The organism is Paraburkholderia largidicola (genome assembly GCF_013426895.1).
In the GTDB taxonomy this organism is placed as follows: Bacteria; Pseudomonadota; Gammaproteobacteria; order Burkholderiales; family Burkholderiaceae; genus Paraburkholderia; species Paraburkholderia largidicola.
The window spans coordinates 2,139,634-2,159,641 of sequence record NZ_AP023175.1 but is presented as its reverse complement, the minus strand read 5'-3'; the positions used below and the strand labels follow the sequence as shown (position 1 = coordinate 2,159,641).

General features: G+C 62.9%; 13 protein-coding genes, 1 tRNA gene and 1 pseudogene. 2 read left to right on the top strand and 13 right to left on the bottom strand.

Features of this window, described 5'->3' with window-relative positions; all coding sequences use genetic code 11:
* Positions 1–628: 628 nt before the first annotated feature.
* The 9 genes and pseudogenes from chrA to fdnG all read right to left on the bottom strand — a co-directional run bounded on the left by chrA (position 629) and on the right by fdnG (position 11,753).
* Complete coding sequence (gene chrA / locus PPGU16_RS26270) at positions 629–1,864, bottom strand: chromate efflux transporter (RefSeq protein WP_180723308.1); 1,236 nt, start codon at positions 1,862–1,864, stop codon at positions 629–631.
* Positions 1,865–2,054: 190 nt separating this feature from the next.
* Positions 2,055–2,465 (bottom strand): annotated as a pseudogene (locus PPGU16_RS26265) (GGDEF domain-containing protein); the annotation flags it as partial.
* A gap of 27 nt (positions 2,466–2,492) precedes the next feature.
* Positions 2,493–2,588 (bottom strand) — tRNA-Sec (locus tag PPGU16_RS26260).
* Between the two features lie 67 nt (positions 2,589–2,655).
* Positions 2,656–4,596, bottom strand: a complete 1,941-nt coding sequence (selB, locus tag PPGU16_RS26255) for a selenocysteine-specific translation elongation factor (RefSeq protein ID WP_180723307.1) — start codon at positions 4,594–4,596, stop codon at positions 2,656–2,658.
* Complete coding sequence (selA, locus tag PPGU16_RS26250) at positions 4,593–6,038, bottom strand: L-seryl-tRNA(Sec) selenium transferase (RefSeq protein ID WP_180723306.1); 1,446 nt, start codon at positions 6,036–6,038, stop codon at positions 4,593–4,595. The genes selB and selA overlap by 4 nt, the downstream gene beginning before the upstream one ends.
* A gap of 36 nt (positions 6,039–6,074) precedes the next feature.
* Positions 6,075–7,007 (bottom strand): formate dehydrogenase accessory protein FdhE, encoded by a 933-nt coding sequence (gene fdhE / locus PPGU16_RS26245; RefSeq protein ID WP_180723305.1) that lies wholly within the window; start codon positions 7,005–7,007, stop codon positions 6,075–6,077.
* Positions 7,008–7,100: 93 nt separating this feature from the next.
* Positions 7,101–7,736 (bottom strand): formate dehydrogenase subunit gamma, encoded by a 636-nt coding sequence (locus PPGU16_RS26240; protein ID WP_180723304.1) that lies wholly within the window; start codon positions 7,734–7,736, stop codon positions 7,101–7,103.
* Positions 7,733–8,671 carry a formate dehydrogenase subunit beta gene (gene fdxH, locus PPGU16_RS26235; RefSeq protein WP_180723303.1) on the bottom strand — a complete coding sequence of 313 codons (939 nt, stop codon included), beginning with the start codon at positions 8,669–8,671 and terminating at the stop codon, positions 7,733–7,735. The genes PPGU16_RS26240 and fdxH overlap by 4 nt, the downstream gene beginning before the upstream one ends.
* 10 nt (positions 8,672–8,681) lie before the next feature.
* Complete coding sequence (gene fdnG, locus PPGU16_RS26230) at positions 8,682–11,753, bottom strand: formate dehydrogenase-N subunit alpha (RefSeq protein WP_180723302.1); 3,072 nt, start codon at positions 11,751–11,753, stop codon at positions 8,682–8,684.
* A 271-nt stretch (positions 11,754–12,024) separates the two neighbouring features.
* Between fdnG and PPGU16_RS26225 the strand changes: the two genes are divergently transcribed.
* Both PPGU16_RS26225 and PPGU16_RS26220 read left to right on the top strand, forming a co-directional pair.
* On the top strand, positions 12,025–13,374 hold the full coding sequence (locus PPGU16_RS26225; protein WP_180723301.1) for a YhjD/YihY/BrkB family envelope integrity protein: 1,350 nt from the start codon (positions 12,025–12,027) through the stop codon (positions 13,372–13,374).
* Between the two features lie 396 nt (positions 13,375–13,770).
* Positions 13,771–14,973: a porin gene (locus tag PPGU16_RS26220; RefSeq protein WP_180723300.1), complete on the top strand. Its 1,203-nt coding sequence runs from the start codon at positions 13,771–13,773 to the stop codon at positions 14,971–14,973.
* A 138-nt stretch (positions 14,974–15,111) separates the two neighbouring features.
* Here the strand turns inward: PPGU16_RS26220 and PPGU16_RS26215 are convergent, their stop codons facing one another.
* The 4 genes from PPGU16_RS26215 to PPGU16_RS26200 form a co-directional block, all read right to left on the bottom strand.
* On the bottom strand, positions 15,112–16,032 hold the full coding sequence (locus tag PPGU16_RS26215; protein ID WP_180723299.1) for a proteasome-type protease: 921 nt from the start codon (positions 16,030–16,032) through the stop codon (positions 15,112–15,114).
* 164 nt (positions 16,033–16,196) lie between these two features.
* On the bottom strand, positions 16,197–17,003 hold the full coding sequence (locus PPGU16_RS26210; protein ID WP_180723298.1) for a transglutaminase family protein: 807 nt from the start codon (positions 17,001–17,003) through the stop codon (positions 16,197–16,199).
* Between the two features lie 13 nt (positions 17,004–17,016).
* Positions 17,017–17,967, bottom strand: a complete 951-nt coding sequence (locus PPGU16_RS26205; protein WP_180723297.1) for an alpha-E domain-containing protein — start codon at positions 17,965–17,967, stop codon at positions 17,017–17,019.
* Between the two features lie 131 nt (positions 17,968–18,098).
* Complete coding sequence (locus PPGU16_RS26200; protein ID WP_180723296.1) at positions 18,099–19,508, bottom strand: circularly permuted type 2 ATP-grasp protein; 1,410 nt, start codon at positions 19,506–19,508, stop codon at positions 18,099–18,101.
* Between the last annotated feature and the right edge of the window lie 500 nt (positions 19,509–20,008).

Here is a 20,008-nt window from a genome sequence, read left to right as displayed (position 1 = left end):
TGCGTCACAGCGCATGCCTAAGCGGCAAATGATTAGTTTGACTCGACGACATCGAGGTCCACCCCATGCAACCAGCACGCTGCAGGGCGGCACGCGTGGCCGGGAGAACATTTGAGTGAATCGTATCCTCGGAGGGCGCGGGCCGGGTGTCCAATCTGGACGATCTATTGACATCCTTGGCCACGTCGGGGCGGTTCAGGTACTTTGAACGGCGTTTTTAGAGCCCGTGCGCATCTAACCCGCCCCGTTCGCGCCGTTCAGGCAAACGCAGTCTCTAGGGCCGCTTTCGAATGCCCAACGGCCATCCAAGCACATCTAACCTCGGGGCATGCCAGGTTTAGGCAGTTTCGCCGATGCGTAAGCGAAGCGTTGCCCGAGATTCAGCGAGGCGATCCACGTCAAACGGGACTGGTCATTGAATAGAAGTCCCCACTGAGGCACTCCTGGCCAGGCGGGATAAGGGTTGTTGGGATGAACGACGAAACCTGGCGATGCAGGCACACCCGCTGGCAAGTGTGAATAGCTGCGCAACGCGAATTCATGCAGTTTTGGCAGCGGGCTGACAACAAAAATGTCGGCGCCCGTGTTCAGCTTCGAATTGGCCCAGAACCCAACCAGAGGTTCCGACTCAGTGCAAGGTCGCCTCGGCAATGCCGGCCAGCGCACATAGCGCGACGACGGCGAGCGGCGGAATCCTCCAGCGTGTCAGCAAAAAAAACCCAATGGCTGCGATGGCAAAGTCGAGCTTCGAGAGAACCGCGCTGGTCCAGACCGGCGAGTACAGCGCGGTGGCCAGCAGTCCAACGACCGCCGCATTCACCCCCGCAAGCAGCGCAGCCATCGATGGGTGAGCGCGCAGCGCTTGCCAGTAAGGGAGCGCCGCCAGCACGAGCAGAAGACCCGGCAAAAAAATGCCCACTGTGGCGAGCAACGCGCCGGTCCAGTGATTCGGCGCTTCGGTCATCATCCATCCAAGAAATGCAGCGAACGTGAATAAGGGGCCTGGGACGGCCTGTGCGGCACCGTAGCCTGCGAGAAAATCGTTCGGCGAGACCAGGCCGGCCTCAACGGTTTGCTGTTGAAGAAGCGGCAGCACAACGTGACCGCCGCCGAAGACCAGCGCGCCCGAGCGATAGAACGCATTGAAGACCTCGAGTGCCTGGCCCGCGTGGAATCGGACCAGCGCGGGAAGCCCGAACAGCAAGACACAGAACAGGATCAACGCGACGGCGCCCACCGTGCGGGATACACGGATTTCGTGCGTGTGTCGTGATACTCGACTGGTATCTGACAATGTCGTTGTCTGGCAGAACGCGAGTCCGAGCATAGCGCCGAGGGCGATAACGATGAGTTGCGCATAGACGGTCGTCAGAATGCTGAGCACCCCGATGGCGATGAGCGCGATGGCAGCACGGCGTTGATCCGGACAGAGGCGCCGTGCCATATCCCATACTGCTTGAGCGACGACAGCGACAGCGACGAGCTTCAGACCATGGATCAAACCGCCACCGACCGGGCCGCCAAGACTCGGGGCGATGGCAGCAAAGCTGAGCAACAACAGGACTGAAGGCAGCGTGAATCCGCACCAGGCCGCGAGTCCCCCAAGCCACCCAGCGCGCAGAAGACCGATGGCGTATCCCACCTGGCTGCTGGCAGGTCCAGGAAGGAACTGACAAAGCCCGACCAGATCCGTGAAGGTTTCGTCATCGAGCCAGCGGCGCCGCTCGACGAATTCCCGGCGAAAGTACCCGAGGTGGGCAATGGGACCGCCGAAGCAGGTCAATCCCAATTTCAGAAAAACCGCCAGAACCTCCGAAGCAGACCCCGGCCGAGTCGAGTGCGCAGCGGTGATACCGGTTTCCATAATTGGCGGTTTTCCAGATTAAGAAGATCAGCACGCCCGCTCGACGCGCTCGGTCATCGGTCGTCGTTCGGGGTGCGACAGCATCGGGATTTTAATCACGACTCGAACTGGTTTCACGGCGCAGCGGCGCGAACGGTTCATGTCGCCCCGTCCGCACCTCGATGAATTGGCCTTGTCCGGCGTTTTCATCCTATGGATGAGTGCCCACGCGAGTAACGTCAGAATCTTTGCACGCCGCAAGAGAATTGGCTTTCAAAAACACTACCCGATTCCTTCCCGCACGCTTGGCGTCGTATAGAGCGAGATTGGCGGCCTGAGTCAATTCACTCAGCAACGAGGGATGGGAGCGCGTCGCAGTGGCGCATCCGATACCCACGGTAAGCGAAGCACGGCCGATTGCCGTTGCGTCGCAGGCAAGACCTTCGACGTCAGTGTCGGGAAGAACGATTACGAACTCCTCTCCGCCATATCTGGAAGCGCAGTCACCCCAACGCTGAGCGTGCCGTCGAATGCAGTCTGCGAGGCGCCTTAAAGCATTGTCGCCTTCGGCATGCCCCTATACGTCGTTGTACTGCTTGAAATGGTCGGCAGCATCCACAAAACGCGCCGCAAAGCTCCACGAGCTTCTTGGCGGAAGGCAGCCGGAGTCGAACCGACCAGAGAGTGTCTGACACCCCCTACAGGGTTTGAAGCCCTGCCGCACCACCAGATACGAATGCCTTCCGTTGACACCTCGCTTCAACCACGCAGCCGATTATATCGACCGCGAAACAACACCGTTATTCGCAATCTCACACACCCGATTCGCAAGCAAGCGCCTCACGCAAATGCGAATCCGGCCTCAGCCAATGAACCTCACGCTGAAAGCGCGTATAGCCGATGCGATCGAAGAACTCCAGAATCTGGATTGCGCGCTTGCGGCCCAGGCCAGTCGCGTCGCGAAACCCCGACGCGCCCAGCGCGCCGCCATGCCCATTCGCAATCAACGCGACAAGCCGCGCAAGCTCATGTACAACCTCGCGGTGATAAAACAGATCGCGCACAACCTGATGCACGTCGCCTTGCCGCGCGAGTTTGCGCAACACCTGACGCACAACATCTTCGTGCTGCCCCGTCGTCTTCGCGAGATCACGCACCCACGGCGGGTCGAAGCGGCCCTCGAGAAGCAGCGGCAGCAGCCTGTCCGCGAGAACTTGCTCGTTCGAATCGAGCGCAATCGAATGCCCCGGTGAATGCAGCCACGGCCCGCTTCTCGCAACCACACCTTCCGTCACGAGCGAATCGATCAGCGCGCGCCACATCGCGTCGGGCACCAGCGGCGCCGCGATCCGCCGCAAGCGCGCGGCATCCGGTCCGAGTTCGTCGGGCGAGCGCGCGTGATATTGATCGAGCGCCGCAATCACATCCGATCGCAGACGCGCCAAGTGCGTGCGCAACACAACGACGGCGTCGCCCGCGTCCTTGCCATGCAGCGCGATCTCTTCGGCATCGGCTGGCAGCGGCAGCGCGTCGGCGGGCAGTCCCGTCAGTTGCGTCAGCATCGAACGCGTTACGCCGCGCGGTGCCTGTTCGAGCAGTGGCCCGATGCGGCCGTCGTCGAGCCACGCCTGCAAAGCGTCGAGCCACGCGCGCCGCTCCGCCGTCCTGCGTTTGCGCGGTGGCCCGAACGGATCGAGCACGCGCCCGCCGCCGACCGTGCGCGTCGCCTGGGCATTACGCACGATGAACCGATCGCCCGGCAACGCGCAGACAGGCGTATCGAACACCAGCTGCACGCGCGCACTGCAGCCAGCTGCGAGCGTATCGCCTTCGAGCAACGCAACATGCGCGACACGATGCAGCGTGCCGATATGCACATGCAGCGGCGCCCAGTGTTGCAGTGTGATATCCGCGTCCGCGAGCAGCGTCAGTTCGACGTCGAAGCGCTCGCCGGGATTTGCGAGCCGTGCATCGACGATCCAGTCGCCGCGCGCAATCGCGTCTTTATCGATACCGGCAAGATTGAGCGCGCAGCGCTGTCCCGCGCGCCCCACATCGGCTGCACGGTTTTGCGCGTGGATGCTGCGCACGCGCACGGCTCGATGCGCCGGTTCGAGCATCAGCGTGTCGCCCGTTGCGACACGCCCGGCGAACACCGTGCCCGTCACGATCGTGCCCTGCCCCGCCAGCGTGAACACACGGTCGACGGCGAGACGGAACAGCCCGTCGTCCCGTCGTGCGCGCCATGCAACGGCCATGTCGCGGAGATGACGCAACAGCGCTTGCACGCCGGCATCGTCGGGCGACGTCGCGTTCGTGTCGAACATGGGCGCATCGGCCAACGGCGTCGCGGCAAGCCACGCGCGAATCTCTTCGTGCACCTGCGCGACGCGCGCGGCATCCACGCGATCGGCTTTTGTTAAAGCAATCGCGCCGCGCGTGACGCCAAGCAGTTGCAGGATCGCGAGATGCTCGCGTGTCTGCGGCATGATGCCGTCGTCGGCGGCGATCACGAGCAGCGCATAGTCGATGCCGCACGCGCCCGCCGCCATCGTATGCACGAGCTTTTCGTGGCCCGGCACGTCGATCATGCCGAGTACGTCGCCGTTGTCGAGCGGCGTGTAGGCGTAGCCGAGTTCAATCGAAATGCCGCGCGCCTTCTCTTCCTTCAGGCGGTCGGTGTCGACACCCGTCAGCGCACGTACCAGAGTCGTCTTGCCGTGATCGATATGGCCCGCCGTGCCGACGATCATATGCGCAGCTCCGCGCATTGCGCGACGAATGTGGCTTCGTCAGCGGCTTCGAGGCAACGCAGATCGAGACGCAGCGCGTCGTCGGCGATACGTCCGAGCACCGGGCGCGGCAGTGCGCGCAGCGCTTCTTCGAGCTTCATCAGCGCGCGACCGCCGCGCTTGCCCGCGGCATTGCGCATTGCAAGACCGAAGCTCGGCAACTGATCGACAGGCAACGCGCCGCTGCCGATCTGGCTCATCATCGGCTCGGCGGTCACGCTGTACGCCTCGCCGAGCGTGCGTTGCAGCACTGCTTGCAAACGCGAAGCCTGTTCCTGCATGTCGACGGCGGGACGCGTCAACAGACGTAATGTCGTCAGCCGTTCGCGCAGCAACTCGGGCGCGCGATAAAGCTGCAACACGGGTTCGAGCGCCGCGAGCGTCAGCTTGCCGACGCGCAGCGCGCGTTTGAGCGGATGCTTCTTGATCTTGCGGATCAACTCGGCGCGCCCGACGATCAATCCCGCCTGCGGCCCGCCCAGTAGTTTGTCGCCGCTGAACGTAACGAGATCAGCGCCCGCTTCGACCGTCTCGCGCACGGTCGGCTCGGTCGGCAAACCGAACTGCGCGAGATCGACGAGCGTGCCGCTGCCGAGATCGACGGCCATCGGCAGGCCACGCGCATGCGCGAGCTGCGCGACTTCATCGACGGACACGCTTTTCGTGAAGCCTTCTATCGCGTAGTTGCTGCAATGAACCTTCATCAGCAGCGCGGTGCGCGCGTTGATCGCTTCGTCGTAATCCTTCAGATGCGTGCGGTTCGTCGTGCCGATCTCGCGCAGCTTCGCGCCCGCGCGGGACATGATGTCGGGAATGCGGAACGCGCCGCCAATCTCCACCAGTTCGCCGCGCGACACGACCACTTCTTTCTTCGACGCGAGCGCCGACAATGTCAGCAGCACGGCCGCCGCGTTGTTGTTGACCACCGTCGCCGCCTCGGCGCCCGTTAGTTCGCAGATGAGTTCGTCGATGAGATCGTCGCGATCGCCGCGGCTGCCCGTCGCGAGATCGAATTCCAGATTCATCGGCCGGGTGAGCGCTTCGATCACCGCGCGCACCGCTTCGTCGGGCAGCAGTGCGCGCCCGAGATTCGTGTGGAGCACGGTGCCCGTCAGATTGAACACCGCGCGCAAATGAGGCCGCGCGCGCGCAGCGAGCGTACGCGACGCATCGTCGATCAGCTTGGTTTCGAGGCTGAATGATTCATCGAACGTAGTGCCCGCGAGCAGATCACGCCTTAACGAATCGGCGGCCGCGCGTATCGCGTCGACGACCTGCGTGCGGCCGTATTCATCGATCAATGGTTGCGCTTGTGCCGACGACAGCACGCGTTCGACAGCCGGCACACGCGCGAGCAACGCGCGCGTGTCCCTGTTCAGCTGGTTTCCCGACACTTCGCTCACGCTTGCGTTCCCCCGCGCGGTTGCTATGACGACGGCTCACTCGTCCGAAGGCACTTCCGGCCACAGCATCGGATTCGGACTGCTGCGTTTATAGCCTGCTTCGTTCATCAGCAGATCGAGCGTGAGGCTCGCGAGATCGTCGGCGAGCGGCTCGAAGTCGTAGTCTTTCTCCTGATAACCGATCTTGCGATACGTGTGACATTCGTCGCACGATTCGGCCTTGAGCGCTTCGCTGCCGCCGTCGATGCCGTGATAGGCGATGCCCTTCGTCGAATCGCAATTCGTGCACTTGACGCGCACCACGTGCCACTCGGTCGAGCACAGGCCGCATTGCACGTAGCGATAACCCTCGAACTGCCCGCCGACGCGCACGATGCTCGCGACGGGCGGCACGCCGCACACGGGACACGCGCCGGACGCGTCGAGATACGGCACGGCACGTTGATCGATGCGGCTCGCGATGTCCGTCCACACCACCTGCAGCGCCGCCATCACGAATGGCGCGGACGCTGGCTCGACTTCGTTGAAGCGCAGTGCAAGCACCGCGTCGGCGAGCGCGTCGAGTTCTTCCGCACGCTTTACGCGCAAGTCGTCGATCACGCGGGCGAGCATCGGCGTCACCAGTCCCGCCGCTTCGACGCGATCGAGCAGACGCTGCAATACGTCGCGCCACAATGGGTCGCGCTCCGCCGTGGTCGCGGGCGCGATGGGCATCGAGTGCTGCTGCGCGAGGGCGATGGATTCGGTGGAGGGCATCGTCGCGCTGATCTGCGCAAGCGTTTGCTGCTGCGCATCGGCCAGCGTCGCCATCAGCCGGATATAGCCGCCTATCGGACTCGCGCCCGCCAGTTGGCGAAGACGCGCGGCACGCGTCGAGAACACAGTCGCGCGCTCCGGCATGCGCAGGCGCGGAATGGCGGAGTGATCGATCGATTCGATCTGGCCGGGATCCAGGATGCGTTGCACCAATTCAGGTTCCTGCTAGTCAGAAACATGGATGGCGTCACAGTAGCAGATATGCCGACGCAGCGCGCACTACCGGCCCGGCGCGCGCCGCGCAGCTTACTTGATACTCTCGCGAAACCATTTCGGATGATGCTTGCGCGCCCAGCCGAGCGTCACCGTGCCGCGCACCATCGCGCCGATCGAACCCTTCACCCAGATCGCCGCGTAGATATGCACGATGATGCTGCAGATCAGCACGAACGCCGTCACCGCATGAATCACGGCCGCGACGCGCACCACTTCGATCGGAAAATAGAACGCGAAATACGCGCGCCAGATGACGATGCCGCTCAGCAGCAACAGCAGCAGGCACAGCACCAGAACAAAGAACAGCAGCTTCTGCCCGGCGTTGTATTTGCCGACTTCGGGCAGCCGGTCTTCGCGGTTGGTGAGTACATCGTTGATCTGGCGCAGCCACTGCCGGTCGTCGGCATCGAGGTAGTTGTGATGCCAGAAGCGCAGCGCAAGAATCATGAACGACACGAACATCACGAGACCGACGAACGGATGCAGAATACGCGTCCACTGTCCGCCGCCGAACAGCGCGGACAGCCAGAACATCGACGGATGAAACAGCGCCAGGCCCGACAGCGCGAGCAGCACGAACGTGATTGCCGTGATCCAGTGATTCGTGCGCTCGTTCGGCGTATAGCGCACGATCAGGTCCGGGTTCTCATGCCGATGATGTTTCATTTGACGGGCTCCTCGGGCTTGTGCTCGCGACGCTCGCGGATATCGCGCGCGGCGTTGCGGGCGGCGTCTTCGTCTTCTTCGCTGACTTCGTTCGGTCCGATGCGCGTGTAGTGGAAGAAGCCTGCCAGCGCCGTCAGCGCCATTACCGCAACGGCCAGCGGCTTGGCGACGCCTTTCCACAGCTTCACGAACGGGCTGATGTGCGGATCGTCAGGCAGGCCGTGATACAGCGATGGCTGGTCCGCATGGTGCAGCACGTACATCACGTGCGTGCCGCCCACGCCGGCCGGGTTGTACAGTCCCGCGTGTTCGAAGCCGCGTTCCTTCAGGTCGACGATGCGTTCTTCCGCGTGCTGGATCATGTCGACCTTGGTGCCGAACACGATCGCGCCCGTCGGGCAGGTTTTGACGCACGCCGGTTCCTGGCCCACCCCTACGCGGTCCGAGCAGAGCGTGCACTTGTAGACGCGATGATCGGTCTTCGACAGCCGTGGGATGTTGAACGGGCAGCCCGCAATGCAATAGCCGCAGCCGATGCAGTTCTCCTCGTGAAAATCCACGATGCCGTTCGTGTACTGCACGATCGCGCCCGGCGACGGACACGCCTTCAGGCAACCGGGATCTTCGCAGTGCATGCAGCCGTCCTTGCGGATCAGCCATTCGAGATCGCCTTTCGGGTTTTCATACTCGGTGAAACGCATCACCGTCCACGAATGCTCGGTGAGGTCGCGCGGGTTGTCGTAGATGCCCGTCGTGATGCCGACCTCGTCGCGCAGGTCGTTCCATTCCATGCACGCCGTCTGGCACGCCTTGCAGCCGATGCACTTGGTCACGTCGATCAGCTTCGCGACTTCTCCCGTGACGGGCTCGCGCACCGACGTCGGCTGCACCGTGGTGGCGGAGAGGCGTCTGATATCCAGCGATTGAAATGCCATGGCGCCTCCCCTATGCCTTCTCGACCTTCACGAGGAACGACTTGAATTCCGGTGTCTGCGAATTCGCGTCGGCCACGACAGGCGTCAACGTGTTGGTGATATAGCCCGGTTTCGTGAGCCCCTTGAAACCCCAGTGCAACGGAATGCCGACCGTCTGCACCTTCTTGCCGTCGATCATCAGCGGCTTGATCCGCTTCGTCACGACGGCCACGGCGATGATGTACCCACGATTGCTCGACACCTTCACGCGATCGCCCGCCACCACGCCGACCTGCTTTGCGAGGTCCTCGCCGATCTCGACGAACTGCTGCGGCTGGATGATCGCGTTCAGACGCGCGTGCTTGGTCCAGAAGTGGAAGTGTTCCGTCAGACGATAGGTCGTCGCCGTATGCGGGAAATTGGCCGCCTTGCCGAACGCCTTGCGGTCGTCCGGGAACACGCGCGCAGCCGGGTTATTCGTCGCCAGCGGATTGTTCGGATGGAAGGTGTTGTAGCCGAGCGGTGTTTCGAACGGCTCGTAGTGCTCTGGGAACGGCCCTTCGTTCATGCCGTCGCGCGCGAAGAACCGCGCGACGCCTTCGGGGTTCATGATGAACGGTCCCATGCCGTTTTCGGGCGCCTCGTCGATCTTGAAGTCGGGAATGTCGGGGCCGCTCCAGCTCGTGCCGTTCCACGCGATCAGCTTGCGTTTCGGATCGAACGGCTTGCCGTTCACATCACACGATGCGCGGTTGTACAGCACGCGCCGGTTCGCAGGCCACGCCCACGCCCAGCCGAGCGTCTGGCCGATCCCCGTCGGGTCACTGTTGTCGCGACGGCCCATCTGGTTGCCCGCCTGGGTCCACGCGCCGCAGAAGATCCAGCAGCCGCTCGCCGTCGTGCCGTCGTCCTTCAGTTGCGCGAAGCCGGCCAGCTGGTCGCCTTTCTTGACGAGCACCTTGCTCGCATCTTTGGGATCGGGCAGATCCGCGAGCGCCTTGCCGCTGAACTCCATCGCGATCTCTTCGGGCGTCGGGCTGTCGGGACGCGCGTATGTCCAGTTCAGGTTGACGATGGGATCGGGATACTTGCCGCCCTGCTCCTTGTACGCCTTGCGCATCCGCAGGAAGAGGCCCGACATGATTTCCAGGTCGCTGCGCGCCTCGCCCGGCCCCTCCACGCCTTGCCAGTGCCATTGCAGCACGCGGCTCGAACTGACGAGCGAGCCGCGCTCTTCGGCGAAGCAGGTTGTCGGCAGCCGGAACACTTCCGTCTGGATCTTCGATGCGTCGACGTCGTTGTACTCGCCGTGGTTCTTCCAGAACTCCGAGGTTTCCGTCGCGAGCGGGTCCATGATGACGAGCCACTTCAGCTTCGCGAGGCTCACCGCCGTTTTCCCCTTGTTCGGCGCGGCCGCGAGCGGATTGAAGCCCTGGCAGATATAGCCGTTCATCTTGCCCTGGTACATCAGCTCGATGGTCTGCAAGAGGTCGTACGGCTTGTCGAGCTTCGGCAGGTAGTCGTAGCCCCAGTTGTTGTCGGCCGTCACGGCGTCGCCCCACCACGACTTCATCATGCTCACGTGGAAAGCGCGGTAATTCTTCCAGTAGCTCAACTGGTTGGGCCGCAGCGGCTGCGCCGCGCGCTTCTTGATGTAGGCGTCGAAGTCCTGTTCCGGCTCGTTCGGCAGCGTCATGTAGCCCGGCAGCAGATTCGACATCAGGCCGAGGTCCGTCAACCCCTGGATGTTCGAGTGGCCGCGCAATGCGTTCATCCCGCCGCCCGCGATGCCGATATTGCCCAGCAGCAGTTGCACCATCGCGCCCGTGCGGATCATCTGCGCGCCGATCGAATGATGCGTCCAGCCGAGCGCATAGAGAATCGTGCCCGCGCGTCCGGGCGCTGCAGTCGTCGCAAGTGTCTCGCAGACGTGCAGGAACTTGTCCTTCGGCGTGCCGCAGGTCTTTTCGACCATCTCCGGCGTGTAGCGCGAATAGTGCTGCTTGAGCAGGTTGTAGACGCAACGCGGATGCTGCAGCGTCGCGTCGACTTTCACGAAGCCGTCGTCGCCGCGCTCGTAGTCCCACGTCGATTTGTCTGCGTACTTGTGTGCGTTCGCGTCGTAGCCGGAATAGATGCCGTCGTTGAACGCAAAGTCTTCACGGACGATGAAAGGCATGTCCGTGTAGTTCTTCACGTACTCGTGCTGGATCTTGTCATTGGTCAGCAGATAGTTGATCACGCCGCCAAGAAACGCGATGTCGGTGCCCGTGCGGATCGGCGCATAGAAGTCCGCGATCGACGCCGTGCGCGTGAAGCGCGGATCGACCACCATCAGCTTCGCCTTGTTGTGCGCCTTCGCCTCGGTCACCCATTTGAAACCGCATGGGTGCGCCTCGGCTGCATTGCCGCCCATCACCAGAATCACGTCCGCGTTCTTGATGTCGACCCAATGGTTCGTCATCGCACCACGGCCAAACGTCGGGGCAAGACCTGCCACCGTCGGGCCGTGTCAGACACGCGCCTGGTTGTCGAACGCGAGCATCCCCATCGATCGCACAGTCTTGTGCGTCAGATAGCCGACCTCGTTGCTGCCCGCCGACGCCGCCAGCATGCCCGTGGTCAGCCAGCGGTTGACCTTCTTGCCGTCGGGCGTGCTTTCGACGAAGTTGGCGTCGCGGTCTTCCTTCATCAGCTTCGCGATGCGGTCGAGCGCCTCGTTCCACGAGATGCGTTGCCACTGATCCGAGCCCGGCGCGCGATACTCGGGATACTTCAGACGGCTCGGGCTATGGATGAAGTCGATCAGGCTCGCACCCTTCGGGCACAACGTGCCGCGATTGACCGGGTGGTCCGGGTCGCCTTCAATGTGGATGATGCTGGAAGTCGCGTTCTTCGCGCCGTCGCCCAGGCCGTACATCAGGATGCCGCAGCCGACGGAGCAATAAGGACACGTGTTGCGTGTTTCGGTAGTACGAGCCAGTTTGTACTGTCGGACCTCGGCGAGCGCGGGTTCCGGTGAGAAGCCCATCAGGGCCAAACTCGATCCGGCCAGCGTGCTCGCCGTCACCTTCAGGAACTGACGGCGGGACATTTGCAACATGATCGCCTCTCGTTCTATTTGTGGGGAGGTGAAAAAAGTATAAGTCGTTTCCTGACGATCGTAAGCACACAGAAGCACAAACCGCTGCACGATCTATGCTCAACGGCTTGGCGCGGTGGCTCAGTCTTGTTGTATTCGCATAGGTAGATGGGCATGACGCTTGCGTAATACGATTGTCAGATGCGTGGCCCGGCGTGCGGCAATGCGCGATGAATCCGCGGCGTCATGCGCTGTGCGTCCGACGTTTCAACCCTCGTCATGAAGGACCGTCATGGAACTCGATTCACTGTCCGCCGACAAGCTGCAAACGGTCGCGAAGAAGCAGGCGTCGTGGGCTGTCGGCGCGTTGCGGCAATTCTCCGAGAACCGCTGCGCGGCGATGGCGGCGAGCATCGCGTTCTATGCGGCGTTCTCGCTCGCGCCGACGCTGGTGATGGTGATCGCGATCTCCGGCTGGTTCTTCGGCGCGGAAGCCGCGCGCGGCGAATTGTTCAGACAGGTGCACAGCGTGCTCGGCAACGATGCCGCAGCCGCCGTCACGACGATCGTGCAGAACGCGCATCGCAGCGGCGGTGCGGGCGGCGTCGCCGCGATCATCTCGTTCGTCCTGCTGGCCGTGGGCGCGTCGGCCACGTTTTCGTCGCTGAACAGTGCGCTCAATATCGTGTGGCCGTCGGTGGCGCCGCGTGCGTCGAGCGTGTTCGCGCTGGTGCGCGTGCGGCTGATCTCGTTCGGACTCGTGCTCGGCGTGGCATTCCTGCTGATCGTGTCGCTGGTGCTCGACACGGCGATCACGTTTATCGGCAACTGGATCTGGGGCGACTCGCCTTATGTGGTGATCGGCAATCTGTTGCAACTGGCCGTCGGCTGGATGGTGCTCGCGTTCGCGTTCGCCGCGCTGCTCAAGTTTCTGCCCGATGCGCCCGTGCGCTGGCGCGACGCGCTGGTCGGCGGGACGGTGGCGGCTGCGCTCTTCTCGGCGGGCAAGAAACTCTTTGCGCTCTACCTCGCGCATGCCGGCATGGCGAATTCGTTCGGCGCGGCCGGCTCGCTCGCGGTGCTGCTGATGTGGCTGTACTTCTCGGCGGTCGTGTTGCTGCTCGGCGCGGAATTCTCCGCCGCGCGAGGCCGCATGCACGATCCGCGCGGCGCGTGGGGGGTTGCGCCCGCCACGCCGCCGGGTAGCCGCGCGATGCTGGCGTCCGTGCTGGCGGCATCGACGGTGGCGAGAGACGCGAGGCCGGGAGGACCGGTTAGCGGCCCGGCAAGTAGCCCCGTCAGCGGTCCGCAGCCGGCTCCAACCGACACACCGGCCACGCCGCCGGTCCCGCGTCGCTCCATCGCAACGCGATTGCTGGCGAAGCATGACGAGGGTATTGCTCAGGCCCTGTCGATCGGCAAGACGGTCATCAAGGCGGAATCGCATGCGACGCGCGCCGCCGCGGTGACGATCGTCGAAGCCGGACGCAGGGCCGGTGCGGCGGACCGTTACGTCAGGCGACATCCGTGGGAGTCGATGCTGATCGCGGCGAGTACCGCAATGGCCCTGGTCGCGTTCGCCCGGCGCCGCGGCGCTTCGAACGACGCCGAAACGCCGCTTTCGGATCACGCCAGCCGTTAAGCGTCCGCTTCAACGGTTTCGGACGGCCAAGATCATATCCGCCCGAAACTGTCCACCTGAAACATCAAGCTGAGCGCGAGAAGCCTTTACGACTTCTTTATGTGGAAGCGGAAATTTCCATAGTCGACTAGACAACTTTCTTACACGAAACATGCTCTCGACCACGTAAAACGTACCGATACCATCGATCACTGTCATAAAAAGAACAATAATCCACAGTCAAAGATTCAATATTGCTGAAACAGAAACAATCGTTGGCAAGCTTACGATACAAGGCTTCTACCGGGCTGTCGGTTTTTCGATACACCTTAATTTTTTTCAGTTCTTACACTTAGAGACACTGCGCTATTCTCCGTTTCGCAACAACGAAAACCAATCATCTGCGTGGAGAAATGGATGAAACGAATCGCACTGTCGACGCTCTCGCTGGCACTGCTCGGCGCTGCAGGCGCAGCACATGCACAGAGCAGCGTGACGCTTTATGGCTTGATCGATGACTCGATCCAGTACATTCACAACGCCAACACGGCCAATGACAACCTGTGGCAACTCGCCGCGGGCAACCTGCAAGGCAGCCGTTGGGGCATGAAGGGTACGGAAGACCTGGGCGGTGGCCTGAAGGCGATCTTCCAGTTGGAAAGCGGCTTCAACCCGAACAACGGCAAGATGGGTTCGTACGGCACGGGCACGAAGCTGTTCGGCCGCCAGGCATATGTCGGCGTGACGCACGATGCGTACGGTACGGTCACGTTGGGTCGCCAGTACGACCCGCTGGTCGACCTGGTTCAGCCGCTGACGGCTGACAACTACTTCGGCAGCACGTTCACGACGCCGGGCGACGTTGACAACAACGACAACAGCTCGCGTACGAACAACGCCATCAAGTACGTGTCGCCGGTGTGGAGCGGCTTCCAGTTCGAAGGCATGTACGCTCTCGGCGGCGTCGCTGGCGCAACGGGTGCAGGCCAATCGTGGGCAGGCGCAGCAACGTGGAGCGGCGGTCCGTTCAGCGTTGCAGCTGGCTACTTCCGCATGGAAAACGCGAACACGCTGGCAAGCCGCGGCGTCGTCCCGGGCGTGAACCAGGGTGGCACGTGGAATACGGGCGTGACGTCGGACGCTACGTTTGACGGCTCGAACATCAACGGCGCGTACCAGTCAGCCAAGCAGATCGACATCACGTCGGTGGCTGGCCAATATGTCACGGGTCCGTTCACGTTCAACCTGCGTTACAGCTTCGCGCAGTACAAGCCGGACGCATTCTCGGGCTTCGCGTCGCAGCAGAAGTACCAGGTTGCTGGCGCCTTCGCTGGCTACCAGATCACGCCGGCAATGCTGCTCGGTCTGGGCTACACCTACACGCACGGCTCTGGCGACGCGTCGGCAAGCTACAACCAGGTTTCGCTGGGCGGCGACTACAATCTGTCCAAGCGTACCGACCTGTACCTGATCGGTGCTTACCAGAAGGCAAGCGGCCATCAGCGCGATGCAAGCACTGGCGCCATCGTCGATGCAGGCGCATCGGTTGGCTCGTACGGTGCACAAGCAGGCTCGAGCTCGCAAGAGATCATCAGCCTGGGTATCCGTCACAAGTTCTAATAGAACAATATGACGCACGGCTCGAGACGTCGGGCCGTACTCTGAAGCCAGCAGCGGCGCAAGCCAACGCTGGCTTTTTTCATTGCACTAGTGGAAAAAATGGATACGCCCTGAAGCGGGCGCACTGTGTCGGCGTGATCAGCCGCGCGTTTTAGGCTTGTCGGCTTGAGCCAAAGTCTGCGCGGGCCGCGCGTCGGGGCCCGGCGTGCCGCGCTGTGCATCCGTATGCAACTCGCCCGGCGGCCGATACAGCACCATCTCCCCGACATGCCCGTTCTGCGGCACCTCGCCCGTGATTTGCCAGTCCGGATCGGGAATCTCGCCGAACACCTGCCGAAGCCGCTCGCCCCACGTGCGATGGATCATCTGGAAATAGGCATTGTCCTGATCGATCGACACGAAACGGGTCACCTTCAGCGAATCCTTCTCGTAGACGAGCAGATCGAGCGGCAGCCCGACCGAGAGGTTCGAGCGCAGCGTCGAGTCCATCGAGATCAGCGCGCACTTGGCGGCCTCGTCGAGCGGCGTGGAGGGGATCAGCACGCGGTCGATGATCGGCTTGCCGTACTTCGACTCGCCGATCTGAAAGTAAGGGTTCACGCGCGACGATTCGATGAAGTTGCCCGCCGCATAGATCATGAAGAGACGCGGCCGCGGTTGCCCGGCGCCATTGCCGCTCTCCGCGTTCTCACGGATCTGCCCGCCGAGAATGAAGCTGCAATTGAAGTCGACGCCGAATTCCTGCAGCGCATTCGCCTCGCGCACATGCACGTCGCGCACGGCCTGGCCCACCACGCGCGCGGCGTCGGCCATGGTCGGCACGGTCCAAAGCGTGGGCTTTGACGAAGCAGAAGGTCCGGTCGGCTCGGACAACTCTTGCAGCACGGCCTGCGTGAGCGACAGATTGCCCGCGCCGAGCAGCACCAGCATGCGTTCGCCGGGCTCTTCGAACACCGACATCTTGCGCGCGGTGCTGATGTGATCGACGCCGGCATTGGTCCGTGTATCCGACAGGAACACGAGCCCTTCATCGACGCACATCGCCACACAGTAAGTCATGACAGGAATCCAGACGGCTGCCCCGAATGAACGATTGGGCGAGCCGGAAAAAGGCACGGGCCGCGGGCGCGCCGCGGGACGCTGCCATTGTAATGCGCGCGCCTGGCGCGCTGCAGCCGATGTGTGCCCGCCCCGCAAAGACCCCAGGTTACGCGGCGCGCTTCTTATTGCGGAGACTGCTCCTGCGCCTTCACGGCAACGGACACATCGAGCGTCTCTTCCAGTCCGCCGATACGCCGTCCGCGCACCGGCGACGCCGCTTCGTAGTCACGCGCCGCTGCGAGCCGGCAATACATCTCGCTGGCAAACGCAGCATGTGTGACGTCGACGGAAACCCAGCCAATGCCCGTGAGCCACACATCGACCCACGCGTGACTCGCCGCATGCTCGACGTCGCCCGGTTCGATATAACCGCTCACATAGCGCGCTGGAATCCCGCGCGCACGGCAGCACGCGAGCATCAGATGCGCGTGGTCCTGGCAGACGCCCTTGCCGAGCGCGAGCGCCTGCGACGCCGTGCTCGTCACACCCGTCGCGCCTGTTTCGAACTGCACGCGGTCGATGATCTTCTCCGCCAGCGCGATCAGCGTAGCCGGCTTGTCGAGCGACGGCACGGACGCCGCCAGCTCGCGAATCGCGGGATCGCAGTCGGTCAGGCGCGTGGCGCAGGTGAAATGCTCGAGCGGAATCGCACCCGCATCGTCGCCAAGGCGCCCGTCGATCAGCGCAAACGTGTCGATTTCGCCCGACACGTGCACGCGTATCTCGTCGTGCTGCTTGTTGAGCACGAGCGTGTGCAGCACGTTGCCGTAGGCGTCGAAGGTCGAGTCGAGCTTGCCGGGCGCGTCGAGCGTCCAGCGCCGCACGATCTGTGAAGCACCGCTCGACGGCGTGAGACGCAGTTGCTGGATCGAGTAATGGACCGTCGATTCGTAGCGGTAAGAAGTGTCGTGGCGGATCGTCAGATACATTGAGGGCACTCCATCAGGCAACGGGCAGCATCAGGTACGTGCGCGCGACCATGTTGCCGAGTTCGAACACGCGGGCGAGAAACTGTGTGAGCCACGCATGCAGACCGGCTTCGAAAATCTGCCGGATATCCGAGTAAAGCAATTCGGCGCGCAGCTTGCCCGCAAAGCGCTCGCATTGATTCGAGCCCTGCGTGCGCAGCATCGCGAGGTTTTCGCAGACGCGATCGAGGGACGCCAGCAGCGAGCGCGGCATCTGCGAGTTCAGGATCATCAACTCCACCACGCGCGCCGGCGTCACGACATCGCGATACACCTTGCGGTAGATCTCCAGCGCCGACACGGAACTGAGAATCGACGTCCAGTAATAGAAGTCCTCGAGCTGGCGCGCCGCCTCGCGCGAGTTCGGCTCAGCATCGGCGAAGCGCACGTCGAGAATGCGCGCCGTGTTGTCCGCGCGTTCGAGAAAGGTGCCGAGTTGCGTAAAGAAGAACGCGTCGTCCTGTAACGCGGTGCCGATCGTCACGCCGCGCGACAGATGCGAGCGGAACTTCACCCATTCGAACAGCGCCGACAGATTGTTCGCCACCTCGCCGTGCGCCGTGCGCTCGTTGAATTCGAGCCACGTGTCGTTGATCGTTTCCCACCATTCCGTCGTCAGCGTGCCGCGCACCGCGCGTGCGTTTTCGCGTGCTGCCTGCAGACACGAATGAATGCTCGACGGGTTGGTCGGATCGGCGACCATGAAATCGAGCACGTTTTCGCGCGTCGGCTCGTCGTAGCGCTGTGCAAACGCGTGCTCCAGTTCGGAGATGCGCAGCACCGAACGCTGCGCGCGATCCTCCTGTTCGGGCGTCTGCGGCAGCAGTTGCGCCTTCAGGTTGATGTCGAGCATGCGCGCGGTATTCTCGGCGCGCTCCATGTAACGGGCCATCCAGAACAGATGATCGGCAGTGCGGCTCAGCATGTCGGCTTTCCGTATTGTTTGGACGCGCTCTCGTCGCCGTATGACGCGAAGCGCGCCGGGTTGCCCGTGGTTTGTCGGCTTTGCGCCTGCATCGCGCGATGCGGGCGCTTAGGAACATCGGTCGAATGTCGTCAGTCGACCATCCAGGTGTCTTTGGTGCCGCCTCCCTGCGACGAGTTGACGACCAGCGAGCCCTCCTGCAAGGCGACGCGCGTGAGGCCGCCAGCGCACATCGTCACCGTCTTGCCCGACAGGACGAACGGCCGCAGATCGATATGGCGCGGCGCAACGCCGGACTCGACGAAGGTCGGGCAGGCGGACAGCGCGAGCGTCGGCTGCGCGATGTAGCCAGCCGGCTTTTCGATCAGCCGCTGGCGGAACGCCTCGATTTCCGCCGACGTCGACGCCGGCCCGACGAGCATCCCGTAGCCGCCTGCGCCGTGCACTTCCTTCACGACGAGCTCGGACAGATGCGCGAGCGTGTACGCGAGGTCATCGGGCTTGCGGCACTGGTAGGTCGGCACGTTGTTCAGGATGGGCTTTTCGCCCAGATAGAACTCGATCATGTCGGGGACGTACGGATAGATCGACTTGTCGTCGGCGATGCCGGTGCCCATCGCGTTTGCCAGCGCGACGCGCCCTGCGCGATACGCCGTCAGCAGACCCGGCACGCCGAGCGCCGAATCCTGGCGGAACGCGAGCGGATCGAGAAAGTCGTCGTCGACCCGCCGATAGATCACATCCACGCGCCGCGGCCCTTGTGTGGTGCGCATGAACACGTAGTTGTCGTCGACGAAGAGGTCCTTGCCTTCCACCAGTTCGACGCCCATCTGCTGCGCGAGGAAGGTGTGCTCGAAGTAGGCGGAGTTGTACATGCCGGGCGTCAGCACGACCACGACGGGATCGTCGACGCCTTCGGGCGCCACCGAGCGCAGCGTGTCGAGCAGCAGGTCGGGATAGTGCGCGACGGGCGCGATGCGGTTCTGCACGAACAGTTCGGGGAAGAGCCGCATCATCATCTTGCGGTTCTCGAGCATGTACGACACGCCCGACGGCACGCGCAGATTATCTTCGAGCACGTAGAACTCGCCGTTCTCGCCGGCGCGCACGACGTCGACGCCTGCGATATGCGCATAGACGGCGAGCGGTACGTCGACGCCCTGCATTTCCGGCCGGTACTGCGCGTTGGTGTAGACCTGATCGGCGGGCACGATGCCGGCGCGGACGATGTTGCGGTCGTGATAGACGTCGTGGATGAAGAGGTTGAGCGCCTGGACGCGCTGCCTGAGGCCGGCTTCGAGCGTTTGCCATTCGCTGCGCGGGATGATGCGCGGGATCAGATCGAACGGAATGAGCCGTTCGGTGCCCGACAGGTCACCGTTGACGGCGAACGTGATGCCGACGCGGCGAAACAGCAGATCGGCTTCGGCCCGCTTTCTCTCGATTGCCTCGCTGCCCTGCTGCACGAGCCAGCGTTCGAACCGCTGATAATGCGGCCGCACGGCGTCATCGAACTGACGCATCTCGTCAAAGCATCGCATGTTACGCCCCACTCTTTTTGTCGGATAGAAGGCGAATGCGCTGCGCATTCGGTTTTCAATCTCGATCAAGCAAGCGTTATGCCATTCAGGATTTGTGCGCTGCGCGTGGTGGATGCACTGTGAACGCGCACTGCGATGGCGCTCGATTGTCGGTGTCATCGTAGCGCGGAGGGGGAGTATGCGCTACTCCGGTGCGTGTTGTTGCGCACACGGTGCGTTTGGGCGCTGGCGCGGGCCTGGTTTGGGGAAGGGGTTTGGGTTGGGTTTGGGTTTTATGCGTCGCGGCGCGGGTGGCGTGTTTTGGGTTTTTTCCCTTTGCGCGGATATCCGGGTTTGTCGTCTCCGACGGTGGTCCTGTTCTGGTCTTTGCGCTGGCATACGCGCTTTGCCTTCGTGCTGGCATCCGCGATTCGTTAGCGTGCTTCGAGCGTTGCCCCTGTGCGGGGCGGCACCTACTTTTCTTTGCCGCCGCAAAGAAAAGTAGGCAAAAGAAAGCGGCT